We start from the raw sequence: 24,219 nt of genomic DNA on the forward strand, positions 1-24,219 counted from the left end.
GATCGATGAACAGTGAAGAACGGTTTACGAGCCGGGTCGAATCGTATTTGAAATACCGCCCGAGCTATCCAAAAGAGGCTATTGACCATTTGTACGACGTAGTCGGTTTAGATGCGAACAGTAATATAGCAGACATCGGTTCAGGTACTGGGATCATCTCAAAGCTACTTCTGGAACGCGGAAGCTATGTAATAGCGGTCGAGCCAAATCAGGCCATGCGGGAAGCCGCCGAGCAAACGTTAAAAAGCAGTCCGCAATTCCAGAGTATAGCAGGTTCTGCAGAATCTACGGGATTACCTGATCAGTCGGTTGATTTTATTGTCTGCGCTCAGGCATTTCACTGGTTCGATCGCTCCGCAGCTCAAATCGAGTTTCGCAGAATTCTACGGCCAGGCGGGAGAGTAATACTCATCTGGAATTCACGTCTTACACACGGTACTCCGTTTCGTGAAGAGTACAATCAATTGCTCCATACATATGGAACCGACTACAATAAAGTTAATCATAAAAATATCTCTCAAACGATACTGCTCTCTTTTTTCAAGGAAGGTTCGATGCATGAAATGCGATTCGGAATGAGTCAGGAGTTCGATTTCGAGGGATTGAAAGGCCGGTTGCTATCATCTTCCTACAGCCCTGCACCCGGGCATGCAAATTACGATCCTATGATGTCAGAACTGCGGAATTTATTTGATAAAAATAATCAAGATGGTATTGTTGCATTCGACTATGAAACTGAAATTTTTTGGGGAGAAGTATAGATCACCAAAATGATACCCCGTTATATCAATAAGGGATAAGAATATAACGCCATTTGAAAGTCGCTATTTTAGCGGCTTTTTTTATATTTTATTAGAACAAATTATTGCCCAGCTTGCCTGGATTTAAGTGTTGAAAGGAACCCTGGTACACTTCCTTAAAATCTTATAAGAAATTCTTGAAATTTCAGAAATTTATCCGATAGGCGGGTGCTATTATACAAATACAAACAAAGACGAGGTGATGAAATGCAAGCGAAACTGGCAGCGGACGCCGTTCCCATCTCCACAAAGCGAAAGTCATGGATCAGGACAATACAAAAGCACAAAGTGATGTATGCTCTCTTATTACCAGCCTTAATTTATTTTGCCCTATTCAAATACATTCCCATGGCGGGAATCATGATTGCTTTTAAAAACTACAACCTGGCTTTGGGACTATGGGATAGCCCCTGGGTGGGATTCAAAAATTTTACGGATTTTATGAACGGCGTTTATTTCTGGGACATCATGAAAAATACGATCATCATATCGCTGTATAAGCTATTGTTCGGATTCTCCGCGCCCATCGTACTTGCTTTACTCCTCAATGAAGTGTATAGCCAATGGTTTAAGAAAATCGTACAGACCATCACTTATTTACCTCATTTTCTGTCATGGGTCATTGTGTATGGAATTATGGTGGCATTACTAGCCCCAGGCGATGGTCTCTTTAACATGATCTTGAAGGATTTTGGTGTTGAACCCATCTCGTTTCTAACTGAACCTGCCTGGGGCAGGTTGCTGATCATCTTATCTGAAGTATGGAAGGATATTGGATGGGGGGCAATATTGTACCTTGCCGCCTTGGCAGGAATCGATCCAAGCTTATATGAAGCGGCTCGAATGGATGGTGCTTCCAAATGGAGACAACTATGGCATATCACGTTACCTGGTATTCGAGGAGTCATTATTCTGATGCTGATTCTAAAATTAAGCCATATCCTGGATGCGGGTTTTGACCAAATATTCATGTTTGCCAACACCTTTAATCAGGAGAAGATCGACATTATTGACACATGGGTATACCGTGAAGGGTTGGAGCGTCTCAAGATTGGCTTGGCTACTGCTGTAGGATTGTTTAAAGCTGTCATCGGATTTGCTTTGGTGTTGGCAGCGAACAAGCTCGCCAAAAAATTCGATGGGCAAATTTGGTGAGGTGGTCTTTAGAATGATCCATATGACAATTGGTGAAAAAGTCTGGCAAACCGTCGTTTATGTGATGCTTATTTTGTTATCCCTACTTTGCGTGCTGCCCTTCCTATATGTGGTTGCTGTCTCCGTAACGCCAGAGTCGGAAGTATTAAGAAGAGGAATTGTGATTATACCCGAATCCTTTACCTTTTTGGCCTATAAAGAAGTATTCGTTTCTCACGGGATCTGGCAGGCGTATAAAATTACGTTGTTTCGAACGATTGTAGGGACTGCGTTAAATGTGTTTTTTACGGTGATCGCGGCCTACCCGTTATCCAAAAAATATTTACCCGGAAGAAGTCCGTTTTTACTCTTCATTGTGTTTACCATGATGTTCAGCGGGGGGTTAATTCCGACATATTTACTAATCCGCTCTCTGGGATTGTTAAATAGTCCGTGGGTATTGATCATTCCAAATCTCATTAGTGCATTTAATCTGGTGATCATTAAAGGCTTTTTTGAGCAATTGCCTGGTGAAATCGAGGAATCAGCAAGGGTAGACGGTGCCAGTGAGCTTCAGACGTTATGGCGGATCATTTTACCTCTGACGTTACCCGTGCTTTCAACCATTTCCTTGTTTTACGCAGTCGGGCATTGGAACAGTTATTTCGATGCTATTGTTTATATCAATGATTCCAACTACATGCCACTTCAAGTGATTTTGCGCAATATCCTACTTAACGTGGCAACGCAAAGCGCTGATTCACTCGCCAATTCCGGAGCTGTCAGTACGTTCGCTGTGCAGATGGCTACAGTTGTTGTAACTACAGTCCCGATATTGATCGTTTATCCATTTTTGCAAAAGCATTTTACCAAAGGTGTACTCCTGGGTTCCGTTAAAGGATAAAAGGTGTTCCAACCTAACTTATTACGGGGAAACCGTGATAATATACAAGCAAAGGAGAGGTCAATATGCAACGTAAAAAGATTTCATTTGCTATTCTGTCGGCAATCTTAGGATTTGGAACGCTTTTGTCAGGATGTGGGGGAAATGAAGAAGTTACATCGACAACCTCGAGTAATTCGCAAGGTCAGTCTGGCCAGTTTGCAACCAAAATGAAAATCTCCATGTTTAACCAAGGTACGTTCAATGCTGCTGCTCCCGTACCTCCACGTGATGAAGATATTCAACGCCAAATGTTGGAAGAAGAGATGAACATCGACTTGGAGATGATGATTCCTCAAGCGGGTCAAGCAACAACCAAACTGAATACACTCATTGCAGGCGGGGATATTCCAGACTTGATCTTCTTGAAGAGCCGTGCTGATCTCGCGCAATATTACGACCAAGGTGTTCTTGCGGATTTGACACCGTATATGGACCAATTCCCTGAACTACAGAAACGGTTTGGCACTGACTCCTGGGAGGCGATGTCCTATCAAGGAAAAACCATTGGAGTTCCAGGCTATGATAATGTAAACGGTATCAGTCGAAGCTTCTTCATACGCAACGATTGGCTGAAAAAGTTGAATATGGAAGTGCCCACGACACCTGATGAGTTGTTCGAAGTTATGAAAGCCTTTACAGAGAAAGATCCGGACGGGAATGGTAAAAACGATACGTACGGATTCATCGGCGGTATGAATAAAGAAGGCAATCTGCAAACCTACGGCTTTGATAGCTTGATGTGGATGTTTGGCGTTAATCCTCCTTCGGCCGTTGAGATTAAAGATAATGAACCGGTATTTCTGTTTATCGAACCCAAAATGAAAGAGGCACTTGCCTACATTAACAAAATGATGGCAGCCAAAGTCGTAGACCCGGACTGGGTGACAATGAATTCACCTGATCTGTTGGACCAAAAGATGTTTAAGGGTAAAGTTGGCTTCATGATCAGAGATGCCCGCAGGCTGGAACCGGATTATCAACAGAAAATGAAAGAAATTAGTGGAGAGGTGCCGGAATGGATCGTTATTCCTCCGATGAAAGGTCCTTACGGCGATCAGATTGTTGAGAGAAAATCGTTCCAAGGCAATTCATGGGCCATTTCCGCAAAAGCGGACGAGGACAAAATCATTCGGATCTTGTCCATGCTGAATTATCTCTTTACGGATGAAGAAGCCTATCCGAATTTTGCATACGGAATCAAAGGGATTCATTGGGATGTCGTAGACGGCAAAATCAAAAATAAAACCTCCGAGTTATCGAAAGAAATGAAAGAGAAGTACCTGTGGGTCGATCATTATAGAATGCCGCGGCGTGGTGATGATGCGGAGTACTTCAGCTTCCAGAATCCGAAGACGGCGGAAGCCTTCAAGAACAATCAGCAATATGTGGGGCCAACGTTGCCAGGTAATTTATTGACCCCAGACCCGAGCGACACTTTGGATGCTGACCGCCAACGTTTCATTAATGAAAGCTTGGTTAAATTTATGACGGGCAAAGAACCTCTTTCCAACTGGGACAATTTCCTCCAAACGTTGGATACCAAGTTTGACATGCAGAAATATAAGGAAACAGCAATCCAGCAATTTAAAGAAGCGGGCCTTATCAAGTAAAAATAAACAAAGAGAGAGTGGCTATTCGTAGCCCCTCTCTTTATTAGCATGTGCTATTCTTAGTTTAAAACGGAACTAAAAGGAAGATGATCGATGCGAAGAAGAATCAGCTTGCCTTTAAAATTATTTTTTATCGTATTTGCATTTGTATTGGGCTGCATCATCTTGATAAGCCAATTATCTTATCGCTATGTCCAAAAAGAAATACGAACCAATGATATTTATTACACCAATCAAATACTAGACAAGGTAGACCAGTATTTCACCGTTAATTTTTCCTCCTTCCAGACGATTCTCTTCTCAGTTGAAACTTCGGTGAAAGCCAACATTAACAATACCGAAGTGATTAAAAAGCAATTAAGGGAGCTGTATGAACTCAACAGTATTTATGTCAGTAATATTTATTTGATCAAAAGCGATTTATCCATTCTGGGCGGAAGTACACCTACTCGAATATTCGATGAACCTTTGTCGGAAAGAGCCCCTTTATTTGATGCGGCTGACAAGAATAGAAGGACTACCTTTGTTAGTGAACCTTACAAATCGAAGTACTCCGGCTGGACTGTTACGATGGTTCGTTATCTGAACGGTGCTCCGTTTCCTATGGCCATTGCGGTTGATCTGGATCTAAATGCCATTGAAGAAACCTTGTTCAAGATTAATAAACAAGAACAAATGAATCTGGCTCTGATCACTGCGTCAGGTAAGATCATTGCCGGATTTTCTGAAAATAAAGGACCCCTTAGTATTCAAGATCATACATTTTCAATCGGAGAGACGTCAGCGGAAGAAATTTTGGATACGTCAGAAACCACCCTTCAAGTGCATACGAAGGATGGCATTCCCGTCTCCCTTTTGAAGAAACCAACGGAGAAATTCAACTGGACCATTGTCTCCGTTAATGATGAATCACGCTTGAAAGCAGCTTTGTCCAGATTGGAAACCTATTATATTGAGCTTCTGGCTGCAGGTCTTCTTTTAAGTTTGTTCATTTCTTTCATGGTTGCCAAATTTATAAGAAAACCACTCTATACGCTCAAAACAAAAATGAAGCAGGTGGAACAAGGTATCCTCACAACGACAATAACGATTAATCGAAACGATGAGTTTGGCGATCTTTCACGAGCATTCGATCGTATGTTACAGCAAATTGTTGAACTGATTCGTCGAGCCGAGCTTCATAATGAACTTGAGCGGAAGTTGGAGATCCAGGTGTTACAGTCTCAAATAAACCCACATTTTCTGTATAACACGCTTGGTTCAATCAGCAATGTTATACGTCTTGGACAAATAGAGAAAGTCGATGTGGTAATCGGATCGCTCATTTCATTATTGGAATACGGGATAGACGATGCTTCTGAGAAGGTTTCCCTACGCCAGGAATTACGCAATGTAGCGGACTATATCGAGATCCAGAACATTCGGTATAACCGAAACTTCAACTTGATTGAAGATATCGAAGCAGGGTTAATGGAATTTCCGGTTTTCCGAATGTTGTTGCAGCCCCTTGTGGAGAATAGTATCTTCCATGGTTACAACGGAGGAGGAATTGAAGGGCCAATTACGATTCATGCGCACAGGGAGGACGGCATCGTCATCATCGAAGTTGTTGATCAAGGTGAGGGAATTCCGGCCGACAAATTAAAGCATATTTTAATCTCGGAACCAAGTGAAGAGGAAGTAAAAAGAAAACGAATCGGGCTGAATAATATTCATGGTCGAATAAGACTTCACTACGGAGATCAATTCGGACTGGATATCATTAGCATACCTAAGGAAATAACCCGTATACGCGCTGTATTCCCGGCAGAATTGCCAAAAGGAGATGCATAATGGGGAGAGACTATACCTGCTTCATTGTTGACGATGAAGACCTGATCATTCAACGATTGGAATTGTTTTTTAGCGAGCTCTCTCTTAGGGATAGACGATTTGTTCTGGTGGGAAAAGCGAATAATGGGCTGAATGGGATCGAGGAGATCATCAAACTTAAGCCGGATATCGTCATATCCGATATTGTCATGCCGCGAATGGACGGAATCTCCATGATTGAGCAGTTAAAAGTGGAGCTCCCCCATACCCAATACATACTTCTGACCGCCTATTCATCCTTTGAATACGCCCAGCGAGCTATTCAAGCCAACGTATTGGAGTACATTGTAAAGGTTCCGCTAAGGGAAGCCGATCTGAATCGAGCATTGGATAAGGCAGCTGGAATTCTAAATGAGTTTGAGAAAAAAGAAGCGGAATTTCACTCGTTAAACGTATCCGTGCTTGAAAATAAATACAGAGTCCGCAAGCAATTTTTTAACGAATTGATCCGAGGTGAAATTCCTTCTCATCGGGCATCGGATTTTGCCAATCGCATGCAGTTTCATTTCTTTCAAGCCAACTATTGCTGTTTCATCGTTGAGATGAATACGTATGAAAGTTTCCGAAACGAATACGCGGCCGCAGATCAAAACATCTTGAAGTATGCGATAACAAATATCATCGAAGAAACAGTTATGAATGGTAGCAGTGGGGTAGCTGCGGATCTGTCCGATAATCGTTTTATTGGTTTTTTATCCTGGGAAAATAACCGCAGTGATATGGAAACGGAATATGCTTGCCTATCCTTGGGAGGGCAGATCATCTCTCATTTGCATCAATATTTGAATAAAAGAGTATCTGTCGCTTTTGGAAGTCCACACCGAGGCTGGGAATCGATAAAACAGGCGTATACGGAAGCTAAAAATGTGAGTGAGGATTTCTATTATCATACCGAAAAAGTCGTAAAAACACCGATGCATCGGTTCCAATACCATAATGACAAAAAAGCAGACTTTCAGCAAAAGCTTGCTGATTTTCTTATACGTCTGAAGAGGAAGATTTCCAAGGAAGAGCTGGATAATGCACTTGCCGATCTGTCGCAATTTGTTACGGACTATAAAATCCACAAGTCCATCATGGTGCCCATGATTAGAGACTTGTACAGAGACATTACCGTGAAATTTAAATCGGGAAATAAGATGGCCACGGAAGTTCCAGACTTCCCCATGGAATATATGACATTTCAAGAGCAGCTCGCCTATATTGGCGACTTCACATTCGAATACGTGCGTGCGGGCCAACTATTACATCGTGCAGAAATTATGAGTGCTATGCATTATATAGAGACAAACCTGAAACAGCGTTTAACGCTGGAGGCCATTGCGGAGGAAGTGAATTTAGCGCCATCGTATTTTAGCAGCTTATTCAAAAAAACAATGAACGAAGGTGTGATTAGCTACATCAACCGTAAAAAAATCAACCTCGCTCTCGAGTTGTTAAATGTCCGGGATTATTCTTTATTGGAATTGTGCGAGGAAGTAGGCATTGTCAATGAAGGTTACTTTTGCAAACTGTTTAAAGAATATACCGGTGATACACCTAAGCAATACCGGATCAAAATGACACGGTAGGAATTCCAATAAGGATGCAAAAAATGTATGATTTTTTCGTGAAATCCTGTAAAAAAACAGGTCCCAAAACCATTACCATGATAGGAGCATCTAATCATGGAGGTTATCAAAATGGAGTCTATAAAAGCTGATGTAACCGTCGTAGGTGGAGGTATTGCAGGGATATGTGCTGCCATTGCAGCAGCACGCCAAGGGCTGCTGGTTTCACTTATTAATGATCGGCCGGTTCTAGGGGGAAATGCGAGCAGCGAGGTCAGAGTGCATATCAACGGGTCGGCTTATCTCGGAAACAGTCCATCCTACTATGCTCGAGAGGGCGGGTTGATAGAAGAACTGAAGCTGAAGATATTTCATTACAATCCGTTATACAACAAGAAGTTGATGCTTTCGCTTTCGGATACAGTCTTACTCGACATGGTTTATGATGAGCCCAACATCTCTCTATTCCTGAACACATGCGTTCATGAAACGGGTATGGAGAACGGCAGAATCCAATGGGTGGAGGGCCTTCAATTGGCTTCCGAGAGAAAATTTCGTTTTGAAAGCCCCACCTACATCGATTGCTCCGGGGATGGAATTGTTGGATACCAGGCAGGAGCTCACTTCCGATGGGGAAGAGAGGCGACGCATGAATACAAGGAGGAGCTCGCTCCAGAAGTGGCGGATCATTACACGATGGGCGATACGATTCTGTTTCAAGCCCGTGACGTAGACTATCCCGTTCCTTACACAAAGCCAGGCTTTGCGTATGATATTACGAAGCTGGAGTTTTTTGATAGTATCCGAAAAGGATTAAACCATCGGTCTTTTCCAAGAAAAATCAACGGGCTTGGCGGATTGTGGTGGCTGGAATACGGCGGACATATGGATATTATCAAGAATAATGAAGACATCGCATTAGAATTGCGAAAATTGGTGTACGGAATCTGGGATTATATCAAAAATAGCGGTGAATTTGATGATGTAGACAATCTTATCCTGGATTATGTATGCCCGATTCCGGGAAAGCGAGAGTCGAGACGATTTATAGGTGAACACATGTTGTCTCAGAACGATCTTACAGCAAAACCTCATTTCGAGGATGCGGTATCCGTCGGAGGGTGGTATATGGATCTGCATGCAAATAAAGGCATCTACGATGAGGGGCCGGCTACCGCGTGGAATTTTGTGCCTGGATTGTATAATATCCCGTTTCGCAGCTTATTTTCACGCAATATCCCTAATCTCATGTTCGCTGGCCGCAATATAAGCGCTACCCACGTGGCTTTTGGATCTACAAGAGTGATGGCAACCTGTGGTTGTATGGGGCAGGCGGTAGGAACGGCTGCTGCGTTATGTGTAAAATATGATACAGACCCCGCGGCCATCGTCAAAGCCCATATGGGTGAGCTTCAGGCGCAGCTACTTCGAGACGGGCAAACGATTGTAGGGCTTCAAGAGCCGTTGGATCCTTATTTCGCAGATGGATTAACGATTCGTGCCTCTTCTCAGCGAAGCTATGAACAGCTTCATCCAACCGAAGAGATCTCCTTGGAAAGAGCGTTATGTTTGGTCTTGCCGATTCAGACATCCGTGGCTGAAAGTGTGCAGATCAAAATTAAAAATAGATCCGAGCAATCGGAAACGTTGCAAGTGAAGCTGTACGGCGGGGAGCGGAAGGAAAACTATATTCCCACCAGCGAGCTGAAAGACTATCACTTGCTTATTTCAGCGGGTCACGATGACTGGATTACACTGGACCTCAGCTGCAAGAAGCCAGAAGACGACAAAATCTACATTGTATTGGAAGGTACGGCGGGCCTTACTGTACACAGCAATGAAGAGAAAATGACTGGAGCGGTTAGCTTCCTTTATAGACCGGAAGAGCCATCCAGGCTGAAAAAACTTAATAAGAGCATTTGCTTCAAAGACCTGAACCCATCCCAGGATATGTATAATCCCACGAATGTTGTCAACGGTTTCTCCAGACCTTATGGTCTGCCTAACGGCTGGATATCGGAACGTACGGAAGGACAGGAATGGTTGGAATTTGGTTTTGCAAGCCCCAAGAATCTGGATGAAATCCATCTTATTTTCAATTCAGAACTGAATTTGGAGCATTTCGACGATCCGATCGAACCACTGATCCAGGATTATGATGTGACTTTAACTTTAGAAGATGGAACCAAGAGTGAAATTAATATCCGCGGGAATTACCTTTCGTTGAATAAACATCAGGTGCATGCACAAGGTGTAACCCAGATCCGGTTTAATTTCTGTGCAACGTATGGCTCACCTTATTATGAAGTGTTTGCAGTGAAATTTTTTGCTCCTAAAAATGCGAAGTGAGGTCGGGTGAAGTTGCGATGAAAGAATTTTTTCCTCGGAGAGGGCTACCTAATGTCATTCAGAAGTTGGAAAATGGGGAACCTGTGACCATCGTTTATTTTGGCGGCAGTAATACACGTTCGGAAGGATACAGGGTCATGACCGCGGATTGGCTGCGAGAGCAATATCCCCAAGCCGATATCCGCGCAGTGAACGCAGGCATTGATGGGACAGGATCGGACCTCGGCTGCGCCCGTTTGGAGACCGATGTACTGCGTCATCAGCCTGATCTCGTGTTTGTTGAATTTGTCGGAAATGATGGGGGAGTCCCCGAATCCAAGGCGCGGATTGAAGGAATTGTCCGCCAGATCCGCAAGCACAGCCCGTTTACCGATATCCTGTTCGTATATACGATTAAGGAGCGGGATTTGAACTTATTTCAATCCGGCGAGTACCAGAAGGGTGCACTTATGCAAGAGGAAGTTGCCGACTATTACGGCATTCCTTCGATTCATCTAGGCGTGACGGTCAGTCAATTGGTTTCAGATGAAAAGCTCATTTTCACCTCAAGTGCAGATGTATCCATTCCCGGTGCCGTTATTTTTACGCATGATTCGATCCATCCAACGATTCCCGAAGGACACCAGATTTACACAGACACCATCACCCGGTCATTTGAGAAAATGAGCGAACTTCGAGATCACGTGGGAAAAGTGGAACATCATTTGCCGCAAGACACTCTGGTCCCGGCCAATCCTTGGGAGTATGCAACCATGCTGCCACTGGATCAACTCACTCATTTTTCCGCAGGATGGTCTTACATGACTTCCGATGATTTTGCCTTAGTGCGCGAGTATGATTGGTTGTTCCCCGGTCTATGGCGAGCAGTTGATCCCGGAGAGGCGATCACAGTGGAGTTTGAGGGAACCCACATCGGCTTATTTGATATCGGGGGGCCGGATTCTGGCAGATTGAAGGTGTCGGTGGATGGAGGGGAACCATTCCTTATTGATCGATTCACACTTTATAACGATCATAATCGAAATCAATATGTTTTCTTGCCGGAGCTACCAAATGGAAAACATACCGTTCGCTTCGAGATCGATCACGAGAAAACTGACAAATCGGCCGTGTTTGAGGCAAGTGGCAATGAAAGAAGTATGGCACATGTTCAGCAGCATCCGGATTGGTATGATCAAACGGTCATTCAGCTTGGAAAGTTGTTATTGGTGCAGCCGCCATTATAATGGATGGTTCACTTGGAACACTTGGAAGACCTATATTCTATCTGACTGCTACTGAGCAATCAATTAGGATGTAGGTTTCTTTTTTTACTTAAAATCGTATAAAAAATTCTTAAAATGAAAGAAATTTCACCGTAATTTAACATGCTAAGATAAAAACGACAGAGCGGGATTAGGCAGAAGGCGAAGGTTAATTGTTTTTTTACAATCATTTGAGCAAAAGGCAATCTATTTTTGAAAGCGTTACCATTATTGAGGAGAGGCTGTGAATTGTATGGTCAAAAGGAAGCTGTTTTTCTTCATCGTTTTCATGTTGACGATCGTAGTTCCTTTCAGCCTGATTGGAATAAGGGCCGCTTATGCGGAGACCTTACCTTATCAGACCATTATCATCGATGACGGGAGTATCAAGATCAATGATGTTCTAACACCTGATGCGGGTAACGAGAACAATGGATATTCGGCTCCAAATTGGACAACAAGCACAGGGGTAAAGGGGTATGATCTTTCCAGCTCCAAATATACGAGTACAGCAGGCAGAACGATCACATGGAATCCACGCTTGGAAGCAGGAACAGCGAAAATATCGTTCTATAAGCTGGATTGGGCAGATAAAGCAGATAGCAATGTGAAAATTGAGATTGTTCATAATGGGACAACGGATGTAGTCTTTATGGATCTAAGACCCTCATCTGGCGAGCCAGCGGGTTGGGTTGATTTGGGAGAGTATTATTTTTCCGGGGTTGGTGAAGAGTTTGTTCAATTGACCCGGTCTACCGGCACCACGAACACGATCCTTACACGTGCGGATGCGGTCAAGTTCGAAGGGAACATTGAGCAAAAGGAGCCACATAAGACGATCATCATTGATGATGGAAGCCTCACAATTGATCATGTCGTCACTGTTGATACAGGCAATACCAATAACGGATTCTCCGCTCCGTATTGGACCACAAGCGCGGGAGTGAAAGGATACAATAATTCCAGTTCCAAATATACGGATGCTGTAGGCAGAACGATAACATGGAATCCGCGCTTGGAAGCGGGGACGGCGAGAATATCGTTCTATAAGCTGGATTGGGCGGACAAAGCAGATAGTAATGTGAAAATTGAGATTGTTCATAACGGGATTACGGATGTGAAGTTTCTGGATCTAAGACCCTCGTCAGGTCCATCAACCGGGTGGGTTGATTTGGGGGAATATGAGTTTAGTGGTGATGATAGCGAATTTGTCAGGCTGACTCGAACGCAGCCTTCTACGGGTACAATTATTACGCGGGCCGATGCAGTCAAGTTCGAGGGGAATATCCGTCAACAAGCACCGCCGCTCCCCCCGCTAAGAAGCCGTACCTTAGCGAATCTCAGTTACACGGAAAAAGGCAGCATCGAAAATGATAACTATAAAGCGACCTTCTACGAGGCGACATGGGATGGGGGCAAATCCATCGTTCGTGACATGTTCTATAAAAACACGGTCACTGGGAATTGGACGCCAATTAATAATGAATCGGAAAGATTGGAGGAACAATGGGTTTTATTGGACGGGAATGCGGGCAGCCGAACCAATTACTATGATACGATGAACAAACGCTGGATTACATTCGACGGGGTCCATTTTCCCGACAGCCAGACGGCGGTACTAACCGACTCTACGCATGGCAGTGATTACGATTTTGAAGTGAACTGGTCCATGGCAGGGGATAAATTAGATGTCTCTTTTGCCTTTACGCCTCGCCGCGACGGCAATTATGTGATTGGATATCAGTCCTTCACAACAGAGGCAGTCTCGGGCATTAATGAAGTGTTAAATGGATTTAGGTCACATGCCAAAATGGTAGGTACGGTGGAATCAACAAGTTTAAGAGAGCTGAGCGCTCCGATGAGCCTGGTTGAGAAAAATGATGGTGCGGGAAATCCATTGACGTATGGCGTATTTGTACCTTCGGCAGAGCTTCCGGTTGAATTTGAACCGACGGGAGGCGTTACGAAACAACGGCTGGGCATGAGCCTGGTCAACAACGAAGGCAGCGTGCAGCCAATCCTGTATGCGCCTCAATTAGGGACTTATTCCCAAATGACCGCAGAAAGCACGTATCAATTTCATATTGGGCTAATCGCTCAAAAAAGCAAACTGTATGAGTCCTACGCGGATATTCTTCGCAATGATTATGGTTATTCAGCTTATCGGGAAAATGTGTCAGATCAGTCGCTTACTGATGCGATGTTTAATATGATCGATTTGCTTAAGGTTGAGCCGCAAGGGGACGACTCTGTGAATTATGTCCCATCACCCAGCGGGTGGTGGAGCCGTGCCAAGGGTTTTATCGATATTGAAAACGAGGATAGCGTCCGAACAAGCTCAAATGCGGTTCTTTTGGGAGCTTACTATTTAACTGGGGATGACCAGCTATACGATACGAGAGCACTGCCGTCCGTCCAGTATGGCGTATCGCGAAACGGTATCGGTTGGTCGCCAACGCAGAAGAAAGTATACGGTGTGCCTTCGTTATGGAAAATGGCTACTCTGCCGTTCGATGTTTCAAGTGTAGCCGCTGTCAATCAGATGATGGGCACTTCGGCAGGGATTGGGGCACTGGCACAGGAAGAGTACCTTGTGCGTGACCCGGATCAGAAAGACAGGGGTCCTGTCATTCAGCCCCTGATGATGTATCGGATGACGGGAAATGCGCAGTATTTGCAAGCTGCAAAGGATGCAGCCGACAGTTATATCACGCAACATATCGATACGCCTGCATCTGTCGATGTGAGTAAAAATGAGTTCATTTATTATTATAGCAAGCTGTGGATGGAGATTTTGGAGCTATATGAGGAGACTCAGGATCCCAAATACTTGGATGCCGCTTATAAGGAAGCCAAACGGTATGCAACCATGTTTGTTGCTCGTCCAGTTCCTGAAGGGAACGTTACGATTCCTCAGCCGGAAACATATAATTACGCGGAGTCGTTCCATTGGCCGGAGGGTGGTAAATTTCAATATCCTCGGCTCAAGCTTCCCGAAGATATTGCCGGAGGCGTTCAAGCGGAGCGTTGGCTTGTTTCACCAAGCGGATTGACGTTTGAAGCAGGAAGTACAACCGGCTATTATCGGATGAATGCTCAGGAAGCTCCATTCATGCTAAGATTGTCGCTCTATACAGGGGATAAACTGCTGCAGGATATTGCTCATAATGCGGTTATTGGTCGGTATTCCAGTTATCCAGGTTATTACTATAAGGGCTTCGCCGTTAGCCAGCTTGAACCCGATTTTCCACTGGAAGGCCCAAGCGGAGCTACATCCATCTATTATCACCACATACCCGGGCAGCTCGGGCAAACGATGGATTATTTGATCAGTGAACAATCCTTGAAATCGAACGGGAGCATTACATTCCCTTCCGTATTTGAAACGAATTTTTTATGGTTCAAATATCACCTCTATGGGAATAAACCAGGTCAATTTTATGGCAATTCCGACGTTTGGCTATGGATGCCGAAGGGGATCATTAAGACCAATCATCCTCAATTGAACTGGATCACAGGTGAGAGTGGAGATAAATTCTACATTGGGCTAAGCAACGCATCGTCAGAAGAAATTCAGACTCCGATCGAATTGAATGAACAGATCATTGGGTTCAACCCGGCACAAGATTATATTGTAACGATCATCCGCGACAATGGTACACCTGAGCAAGCAGTTATGAGTGGCGGAATCATTCAAGCCACGGTTTCAGGCAAGGGAATCACCGCGATCATTGTAGAGGGACTCAATATTGATGTACCGCTGCATCAGGTCAGAACGGCTGATACATCGGATGCCAGTTATTTCTTTGATACACACAGTCCAATCGATGCGGTTAAAGGCATGCTGATGGTCAAGCCCGACGAAACGGTCTATGATGCATATGTTCAGGCCAAAACAACGAAACCAGCGACAATCCATTATTCCCTGGATGGCGGGGCCACGTACACAACCGTGCCAGATACGATATACCCAATGGAATGGTCGATACGGGTGAATGACTTATCCCAGACCTTCACTTATTATGTGGAATCGGAGGGGAAGCAGACCCGCAAGCGGACACTCTATCTGCCTAATCAGGTATCGGAAACTCCAGTTCAACCCGATGGGCAGGATAGTTCAACCATCATTGTGGATAATACGGAGGCGGAGACAGAAGGTGTCTGGATAAGGGATACGACGGCTAACGATTATTATTATGATAACTATGTGTATGCCAAATCTACGACCGGCACAGCGACAAGCAAAATGAGATGGCGGCCTGAGCTGCCGGAAAGTGTCACTTACAGTGTGTATTACAAGATTCCGCAAATCACGGCTACGAGTGAAAATTGGGCAACAAATGCCTCATTTACCGTTTATCATAGCGGCGGCTCCGAGACGGTGACAGTTGATGAGACAACAGCGAATGGTACTTGGGTGCACCTAGGTGATTATCCTTTTGCTGCAGGCGATAGCGGGTACGTGGAATTAACCAATAAGGCCAACAAGTCCAGAGTCGTTGCCGATGCAATCATGTGGGTGGACCCAAACAGGATACCGCAATTGGAGTCTGCTGTGATCATGTCCGATCGGAACGAGTTGCAGATGACTCAAACCGCACAACTGAGCGTAACCGGCTACTTGGATAACGGTTTGATCGGTGATCTTACACAGGCCGATGTGCAGTATTTCGTTGATCGTACGGATCTGGCTGAAGTGAATAGCAGTGGGTTGTTGACTCTTCTTAATCTCGATGGGAACACGGATCACATTGAGGTATGGGCTACTGTCACGATTGACGGAGTGACCTTAACCACACCGCCTTTGAACATCACGATCAGGGACCTAACGGTTATCGTGGACAGTACAAATACAACAGGGTTATACACGACAGAAGGGTCTTGGAGCCAAAGCAATTTAGCTGGATACAAAATTGGGGTTAAATCCCGCTATTCAACCGTTCAAGGATCATCAGCAACGTGGAAAGGCGAGTTTCCAGAGGGGAAATATACGGTCTCGATCTACAAACTTGTCCATACGACCGCAAACGATAACAATGTCAAAGTGGAAGTGAAACATAAAACGGGTACCGAGGTCACCTATATCGATGCAACGGCCGGCTCATCGGGTTGGGTTAATCTGGGAACGTTCGACTTTACGGGTGACGGCAGCGAGTATGTCCGGTTAACCAGAGTTACGCCTACAACGGTAGACCCACCAACGCTTCCTGCGGATATGATCTATACGAGAGTTGACGCTGTTATGTTCGAACGGCATTCCGATGATTCGCAGTTGCTTGCAAATGAGGCTCCAGATGAACCGACAGTTTCTGAAGAATGACCCTGAATCATGAATGGAAGTGAAACAACAGTAAGTGATGTTATACAAATTAGTGTAAAATAACGCTAAGAGCCGAGTGGATGAGAGCAATCCATTTGGCTCTTTTTGTCTAGGTGCAAGAAAGTGTGGTAAGAGGAAGGAAGGCAATCGGAAATCTTCCTCTTATCACCCATTAAACAGTTAAGTTTGCCAAATCCAACTTTTTTGGATTCTCTTAAAAAAATTGCCGCTTTCAGATTATGTTTCGTCACACTCAAAACGTTTCTCTAGACCCACACAAATCTTCAATGATACCATCATACACGTGCTAGAAATGAAGATTGCAGGAGGATATCATTTTGGATCAACTAAAATACGATAATCTAAAGCTGGGGGAGCGCGGAGCGATCATCAGCATTATCGCCTACATATGTTTGACCTTATTAAAACTGATCGTTGGCAATATTGCCGGATCAGAAGCGCTCAAGGCGGATGGATTAAACAATGCCACCGATATTGTGGCCTCCATAGCTGTACTGATCGGTTTGAAACTTGCCCAACGCCCAGCCGACAAAGACCATACATATGGCCACTGGAGAGCAGAGACCGTTGCGTCACTAGTTGCTTCTTTCATTATGATGGCAGTAGGTTTACAAGTACTGTTTGAAGCCATCGGTTCTGTGTTCCAGGGTACACAAGAATCTCCGGATATCATCGCCGCGTACACAGGTATTTTCTGCGCGGTTATCATGTATCTGGTCTATCGCTATAACAAGAGACTTGCTACACGTATTAAAAGTCAGGCGGTCATGGCTGCAGCTCGAGATAATATCTCCGATGCCTGGGTGAGCACCGGTGCGGTCATTGGAATCGTGGGTTCCCAGTTCGGCCTCCCATGGCTGGACCCTGTAACAGCTGTCATCGTAGGTTTCCTGATCTGCAAGACCGCTTGGGACATTTTCAAGGAAGCCACACATCATCTGACCGATGGTTTTGATGTTGAACTGATTCAGGAGTACAAAAAGACGATTGCCGGAATAGACGGTGTAGAGAAGGTCAAAGACGTAAGAGCCCGCAATTATGGCAATAATGCTGTCGTGGATGTTGTCATCACCGTACATGCTGAGCTGGATCTTCAACAAGCACACGATATCTGTACAGACGTGGAGAACGAGTTAATGGAGGAGCATGACGTATACACCGTTCACGTTCATGTGGAACCTGATATGTTGAAAGAATGCATATGAGATTTAGATTTTAAAAGAGTGACCCGGCAAAGCAAAACCAGTGAATATAACTCATTCACTGGTTTTTTGCTGATTCCAATTGTTATTTTTGAACGAATACACGCGTTATTTATCCCCTACATCACTATCTCGGCAAATTGTAGGTAATCAGATTGTTATATTTATCCGCATGTTTCTGTTCATCCAGAATGATCCCCCACACCGTATCTTTATATATGCCATAAGGGAGACCAAACCATATTTTTCTATACTTTTCCACGGCCGCCAATTCACCTTGAAACGCCTGTTGCAGCCCAGCAAGATAAGAGGTGACCGTCTCAACCGGCTCACTACTTACGCCGGAAATCTCCTGACCCGTTAGATCTTTGTACATTTGCCGAAACATTTGATTATGTCCACGTTCATCATTACGGATGCTCGTGATGATGGCAGCCTGATTGGCATCAGGTGACAACTGAATCAGTGAATCATAGAAAATCTCGTCGTTTCGTTCTCCCTGCACAGCGGATTTGATTAATTCAAGTGCTTCGGCTGATGATGTTGCCCATACCGGAGTAAAAGTGTACCTGTAACCATACGGATATGTCACATACATTAACGAATCCCTCCAAGACCAATATGAGTTAGGGTATGCACGTAAGCCTATCAGCGTTAACCCATATCAATCTGTCCCGGCTTATTATTCGAAAGCTTCAGTGAAAATTCACTTGGTATACGTCAATATTTTACTGTAACCATAAGCAATAACAAATGGCAGGAGGTATGACAAAAAGGTCCAAAAAATGTTCCATCCATTAAAATAAATGACATGTCCAATCATTTTCGCAACCCACTCAATTAAGGTCAGCGACAATGATGCAACAAGGATCGCTAACCATGGATGGGCCCCTTTCACTAAAATCGCATACATCATCAGGCAACCGGCAATCGGATAGATTCCAAGATCCATTGGTAGAGCAGCATAGGATTGGTTACGTGTATTCGGGAGAATGTTCCAGAAATAATTGAATCCTACATTGTTAATGCAGGACGATATAGCCACGCCGAGTGGATAATATTGAATAAGGATTGTAAAGTTCCGACGCAGAATCCATACGCCCATTATAATGGGAATGACCATACCCAACAGAATGTTTCCTATCATGCATTTTTCCTCCAAAACTTGTTGCTTCTATAGTTCAAAATAAGCTGCATCACTCCGTTGTTTTCTCTTCGAGAAGACGATCCACCTTATCTGTAAGTGCATCCAGTTTTTTGTCATAATGCTTGTACGTGTAGAATCCAATGACTGCTTTGACAGCAAAAAAGAGCACCGCAGCAATGACAATGAGTAGATAATTGTGGGCGACCTGCCTTAACCAATCGTTAACTGCATTTATCGGATTTCTCTCCCTTCAAAGCAAGTGGTGTTGTATATGGTAACCAACTCCATGGGATATAATGCATACTGGCAAATTCGGAAAAGGCATGTGTGACTTGTAATTAATATCCTGAAGCTTCTAAAGAATTCTGACCTGGTCATCCTCAGCAGCGCGGAGAACCAGCCCGGCCGAATCGAAGTATTAACTTTGGCAGGGGATCAGGTAGCCTGCTTTCCGTTTATAGCATTAGATAAGGCGACATATTTAAGAATAATTCTGTGAATACTCAAAAGAGTTCCATAATTATCTAACGAGTGAAAGGGTGCTTGTATTGTACGAACATGTTATCATCTTCACCCGAAGTATCTTTGCCTTTTTGCTTTTATTGGGTATTGCTCGTATATTGGGAAAACAAACGTTGTCTGATATGAACTTCCATGAATTTGTCACCGCAGTCATTATGGGAGCCATAGCTGCCAATCTAGCTTTTAACGAGAAAATAGAAGTCACACATCTGATTATTTCTCTAATTGTTTTTACCGGAACCTCTTATCTGTTATCTAAATTAAATCTGAAAAGCAGAAAAATCCGCCTACTGGCAGAAGGTTCACCTACCGTATTAATTGAAGGCGGCAAAATTCTTGAAAATAACCTCGCCAAGAATAAACTGACATTGGATTCCTTAAACCAAGTGCTAAGACAGAAAGATATTTTCAACATAGAAGAAGTGGAGTATGCTTTGCTCGAAGTGAATGGACAAGTCTCAGTCATGAAAAAAGCCAACTATAGAACAGCTACGCTTGCGGATATTCATAAGAAGGTAGAATCCAATCCAGAACGCATGCCTGTGGAGTTAATTATGGACGGGGAGATGTTAAGCAAGAATCTTGAACTGAATGGCATATCTGATAAGGAATTAATGCAACAGCTTGAATCGAAAAGCAAGAACATAAACGATGTATTCTATGCTGTAAAAGGAAGTGATGGCAGGATCTATATTGATTATTATGAGGATCAAATCAAGCATCCCATTGATGTCGAGTGACACCATCAGAAATGAAAAAAATTCCCTTCTCTTCAGATGAAAGAAGAGAAGGGATGATCGTAAACTACCGAATTATGGTGAAATTATTGGTGCTTGCTGAGGATATCAAATATGATCTTGGCATTATCTGTGTTGTCGATCAAACCGGCGAAGCGATGACTTGCCGGGCCGTAGGCATAGACAGGAACATCTTCACCTGTATGTCCACCTGTGGTCCAACCCGTAAACGAACGACTATTAATAATTGCTTCAATGGCATTATCAATCTTCGTTACATCTGCACTTTTGGCTGCTTCTTTCACCGATTCAATCTCTTCCGCCTTCAACTCGAGTTTCAGATAACTTTTCAGTGTTTCTTCAACCGAAGCACCCTTCGCAATTTGTGCGGCCATGAAGTCTGGTGTCCGCAGTGCAGCTTTAATCGGGTCTACGAAGAAGTTGTATTCGCCGTCTTTTCCAAGCGTAAGTCCGCCCGTGGAGTGGTCGGCAGTAGCTACGACAAGTGTTTCACCATCTTTTTTGGCAAAATCAATAGCTGCCTGAAATGCTGCCGCGAAATCTTCCATTTCACTCATTGCGCCAACGATATCATTATCATGTCCTGCCCAGTCAATTTGGCTTCCTTCGACCATTAGAAAGAACCCTTTGTCGTTCGAACTGAGGCGATCAATCGCTGTATTGGTCATCTCAGCCAATGATGGCGTTGCAGCAGTACGATCGATCATCTTGTCCAATCCTCCATCGGCAAACAGTCCAAGCACTTGTTGATTCTTATCAGCAAGGAGAGCGGAACGATCCGTCACATAGCTGAATCCGGCCTTTTGGAACTCCTTCGTCAGGTCACGACCCTCGCGCACAAAATTGGATTTCCCTCCACCCAGTAGGACATCAACCTTATGCTTGCCATTAATCAATTCATCATAATAATCGTCCGCAATGGCATCCATGTTTTTTCGACTGATATCATGGGCACCGAATGCAGCCGGTGTGGCATGAGTGATCTCCGATGTAGCCACGAGCCCGGTGGCTTTCCCGTTTTCTTTGGCCTGCTCCAGTACGGTTTTAACTTCCTTCTGTGCGGGGTCGACCGCAATAGCAGCATTGTAGGTTTTAACGCCTGCCGACATGGCTGTTGCTGCGGAAGCGGAATCCGTCACATTTTGTTTATCATCATCCGGATAAGTCATCTGTGCCCCGACAAGATAAGGGTCAAATACGGTTCTGTCCATGCCCTTCGTTGAAGGATCATCCTTCATATAACGGTAGGCAGAAGTATAAGAGGTCCCCATGCCATCCCCAATGAGGAAGATGATGTTCTTGATTTGTTTTTTCTCTACACTTACAGCTTGAACGGCACTTGCTTGTCCGGCAGACAAGAGACTAGAAGCCGATACAGCCAGAGTCAGCGCTACCGCTGGTAATACTCTTTTGGATAATTTCACAATGATTCCTCCTCATCATATCTCGAAAACAAAAATGAATGCATGAATCTATATTCATTTGTTCATCATTAAAAAGGTTAGCATTCATTTGTAAATGAAAACCAAGAATTTTGTATACCTGAGGTAAAATAAGGCGATGTGTTAATTCTTTGCATGAGCAGTAAGTCAAACATCCCAATCAGGACAATAGGGTTCCAGCAAAAGATTCACATGATCTGCAATATACGAGATTATAAAAATATACTCATGCCACTATTTTTGAAGTATGATACAACATAAGGTGAACGCTTTCATTTTTTTCTGTTAAGGTAAATCATTTAAATCCAATTTCATTTCAGGAGGCTCTTACCATTGACCACACCAACTCCAAATTATAATGGGTATCTCTTTGTACATTTTATTGGCGAACAACCAGACGGAGAGCAGGTTTATTTCTCCTATAGCGAGGATGGTCTTCACTGGAAGGATCTTAATAGTGGAATGCCTGTGCTGTTTTCCGATCTTGGAGAAAAGGGGGTACGGGACCCGTTTCTGATTCGTTCAGTCAAGGAAAATAAATTCTATCTGATTGCTACGGATCTCCGCATCGCAAGCGGCAAAGGATGGACTCATGCCGTTAATGCGGGGAGCCGGGACGTAATTATATGGGAATCCAGCAATCTCGTGAATTGGTCGTCCCCATGGAACGTTACACTGGGTGTTGAGGGGGCTGGATGTGTCTGGGCACCCGAAGCTGTGTATGATGAAAAAACAGATAAGTTTCTCGTATTTTGGGCTTCTGCAACGCAAGAACCTCAGGAGAAAGAACGAAAGCAAAAAATATACAGCGCTCGTACAAAAGACTTCCGTACGTTCTCCACATCGGAAAAATACATTGAGCGGGATAATCATATTATTGATACAACGATTCTTCCTTCGGCTGGTTGTTACTATCGATACTCCAAGGATGAAACAACCAAAAACATACGGGTAGAAAAAGGAGACTCTCTCGACAAAGGAGCTTTCGTTACGCTGCAAGCCCCCATACTGGAGGCTGTGGCAGGTGTGGAGGGACCTCAGATCTTTAAATTCAATGACAGGGAGGAATGGTGCCTGATTGTTGATCGATTTGCAGAAGGCAAGGGGTATCTTCCTCTGTTGACTACAGATCTGGGAAGCGGAGAATTCCGAATTGTCCCTGATGGTGATTTTGATATGGGAACGACTCAAAAACGGCATGGAAGTGTCCTTCCAATTACAAATGAGGAGTGCAGTCGGCTTCTCGCGGCTTTCGGGGATGGTCATCAAGTGCTTCCGGGACAATATGCCGATCCTGATGTCGCCAAGTTTGAGGATCGTTACTATATGTATCCGACAACAGATGGCTTCGAGGGGTGGTCGGGAACACAGTTCAAGGTGTTTTCTTCTTCAGACCTCCAGCATTGGCAAGACGAAGGTGTGATCCTTGATCTGGGAACAGAGGATGTCCCTTGGGCAACCGGTAATGCCTGGGCACCGGCAATTTCCAGCCGAAACGGGAAGTTCTATTTTTATTTCTGTGGCAAAATGCTGAACGGCGAGAGTGCCATCGGCGTTGCTGTAGCGGATACACCGATTGGTCCATTCCTGGCCGAGTCGCAACCTTTGATCACAATGGAGCAGTTGAAACGTCTGGGCATTACCATGGGCCAGGCTATTGATCCCTCCATCTATGTTGAGGAAGATGGAAGACCATATCTGCTATTTGGCAATGGACATGCTGCCATTGTGGAGCTTAATGAAGACATGATAAGTGTAGTAGAGGACACCATGAGTAATCTGTCAGGGCTGCATGATTTTCGCGAGGCGGTAACTGTGTTAAAGCAGGGGGGACTGTATCACTTTACGTGGTCCTGTGATGATACAGGCAGCGAAAACTATCATGTGAATTACGGTACGTCTGAGCAATTATACGGTCCAATTACCTATCAATACCCGATTTTGAGCAAAAATGTCGAGAAGGGCATGCTGGGCACAGGTCATCACTGTATCTTTAATGATTCCGAAACTGATCAGTACCGGATAGCCTATCACCGTTTTGTCACGCCACTATCCAGATTCTCCTCTGGAAAGGGCTATCACCGCGAAATATGTATGGACCCGCTTCTTTTTGGTAAGGACGGACTGATTCAGCCTGTTATACTCTAACTTAACATAAGACTTTCAATTGAATCGCTATTTTATGAAGAACGGATACACTTTGAAACGCCTGTCAGAATTCGCTTTTAGCGGTTTTGGCAGGCATTTTTGTCATCCACCTAAAACAAGCCCATACCGTAGGGTTGAGGAGGGGATGTAACTT

At 44.2% G+C, this 24,219-nt stretch carries 15 protein-coding genes; 12 read left to right on the forward strand and 3 right to left on the reverse strand.

Annotated elements, in window-relative coordinates:
* Nucleotides 1-5: 5 nt before the first annotated feature.
* The 10 genes from ACETMN_RS16155 to ACETMN_RS16200 all read left to right on the forward strand — a co-directional run bounded on the left by ACETMN_RS16155 (nucleotide 6) and on the right by ACETMN_RS16200 (nucleotide 18,051).
* Nucleotides 6-761, forward strand: a complete 756-nt coding sequence (locus tag ACETMN_RS16155) for a class I SAM-dependent methyltransferase (protein WP_192131464.1) — start codon at nucleotides 6-8, stop codon at nucleotides 759-761.
* A gap of 246 nt (nucleotides 762-1,007) precedes the next feature.
* The gene (locus ACETMN_RS16160) at nucleotides 1,008-1,955 is read left to right on the forward strand and encodes an ABC transporter permease (RefSeq protein WP_192131462.1); all 948 of its coding nucleotides are present in this window, start codon (nucleotides 1,008-1,010) and stop codon (nucleotides 1,953-1,955) included.
* 13 nt (nucleotides 1,956-1,968) lie between these two features.
* Entirely contained in the window at nucleotides 1,969-2,838 is an 870-nt protein-coding gene (locus ACETMN_RS16165; protein WP_411736365.1) for a carbohydrate ABC transporter permease, read from the forward strand.
* 65 nt (nucleotides 2,839-2,903) lie between these two features.
* Nucleotides 2,904-4,490: an extracellular solute-binding protein gene (locus tag ACETMN_RS16170; RefSeq protein WP_192131460.1), complete on the forward strand. Its 1,587-nt coding sequence runs from the start codon at nucleotides 2,904-2,906 to the stop codon at nucleotides 4,488-4,490.
* A gap of 93 nt (nucleotides 4,491-4,583) precedes the next feature.
* A complete protein-coding gene (locus ACETMN_RS16175; RefSeq protein ID WP_411736366.1) occupies nucleotides 4,584-6,323 on the forward strand; it encodes a histidine kinase in 1,740 nt (579 codons plus the stop codon).
* A complete protein-coding gene (locus ACETMN_RS16180; RefSeq protein ID WP_105598828.1) occupies nucleotides 6,323-7,933 on the forward strand; it encodes a response regulator in 1,611 nt (536 codons plus the stop codon). Before ACETMN_RS16175 ends, ACETMN_RS16180 begins: the two co-directional genes overlap by 1 nt.
* A 96-nt stretch (nucleotides 7,934-8,029) precedes the next feature.
* Entirely contained in the window at nucleotides 8,030-10,261 is a 2,232-nt protein-coding gene (locus ACETMN_RS16185) for an FAD-dependent oxidoreductase (protein WP_341073199.1), read from the forward strand.
* Between the two features lie 17 nt (nucleotides 10,262-10,278).
* A complete protein-coding gene (locus ACETMN_RS16190; RefSeq protein WP_411736367.1) occupies nucleotides 10,279-11,487 on the forward strand; it encodes a GDSL-type esterase/lipase family protein in 1,209 nt (402 codons plus the stop codon).
* A gap of 307 nt (nucleotides 11,488-11,794) precedes the next feature.
* Nucleotides 11,795-16,825 (forward strand): hypothetical protein, encoded by a 5,031-nt coding sequence (locus tag ACETMN_RS16195; protein WP_411736368.1) that lies wholly within the window; start codon nucleotides 11,795-11,797, stop codon nucleotides 16,823-16,825.
* A 338-nt stretch (nucleotides 16,826-17,163) separates the two neighbouring features.
* Nucleotides 17,164-18,051: a cation diffusion facilitator family transporter gene (locus tag ACETMN_RS16200; protein WP_091018871.1), complete on the forward strand. Its 888-nt coding sequence runs from the start codon at nucleotides 17,164-17,166 to the stop codon at nucleotides 18,049-18,051.
* A gap of 124 nt (nucleotides 18,052-18,175) precedes the next feature.
* Here ACETMN_RS16200 and ACETMN_RS16205 read toward each other — a convergent pair whose 3' ends face one another.
* The gene (locus ACETMN_RS16205; RefSeq protein ID WP_091018869.1) at nucleotides 18,176-18,646 is read right to left on the reverse strand and encodes a ferritin family protein; all 471 of its coding nucleotides are present in this window, start codon (nucleotides 18,644-18,646) and stop codon (nucleotides 18,176-18,178) included.
* 108 nt (nucleotides 18,647-18,754) lie between these two features.
* Nucleotides 18,755-19,195: a hypothetical protein gene (locus ACETMN_RS16210; protein ID WP_091018867.1), complete on the reverse strand. Its 441-nt coding sequence runs from the start codon at nucleotides 19,193-19,195 to the stop codon at nucleotides 18,755-18,757.
* Nucleotides 19,196-19,734: 539 nt separating this feature from the next.
* On the opposite strand from ACETMN_RS16210, the gene ACETMN_RS16215 reads away from it, so the two are divergent.
* Complete coding sequence (locus tag ACETMN_RS16215; protein WP_306299287.1) at nucleotides 19,735-20,457, forward strand: DUF421 domain-containing protein; 723 nt, start codon at nucleotides 19,735-19,737, stop codon at nucleotides 20,455-20,457.
* An 83-nt stretch (nucleotides 20,458-20,540) separates the two neighbouring features.
* Here the strand turns inward: ACETMN_RS16215 and ACETMN_RS16220 are convergent, their stop codons facing one another.
* Complete coding sequence (locus ACETMN_RS16220; RefSeq protein WP_373419883.1) at nucleotides 20,541-21,905, reverse strand: alkaline phosphatase; 1,365 nt, start codon at nucleotides 21,903-21,905, stop codon at nucleotides 20,541-20,543.
* Nucleotides 21,906-22,250: 345 nt separating this feature from the next.
* Here ACETMN_RS16220 and ACETMN_RS16225 point away from each other — a divergent pair, with 345 nt between their 5' ends.
* The gene (locus ACETMN_RS16225; RefSeq protein ID WP_091018861.1) at nucleotides 22,251-24,065 is read left to right on the forward strand and encodes a family 43 glycosylhydrolase; all 1,815 of its coding nucleotides are present in this window, start codon (nucleotides 22,251-22,253) and stop codon (nucleotides 24,063-24,065) included.
* Nucleotides 24,066-24,219: the final 154 nt, after the last annotated feature.

It is taken from the genome of Paenibacillus sp. M2 (assembly GCF_046713495.1).
GTDB classification, from domain to species: Bacteria; Bacillota; Bacilli; order Paenibacillales; family Paenibacillaceae; genus Paenibacillus; species Paenibacillus amylolyticus_B.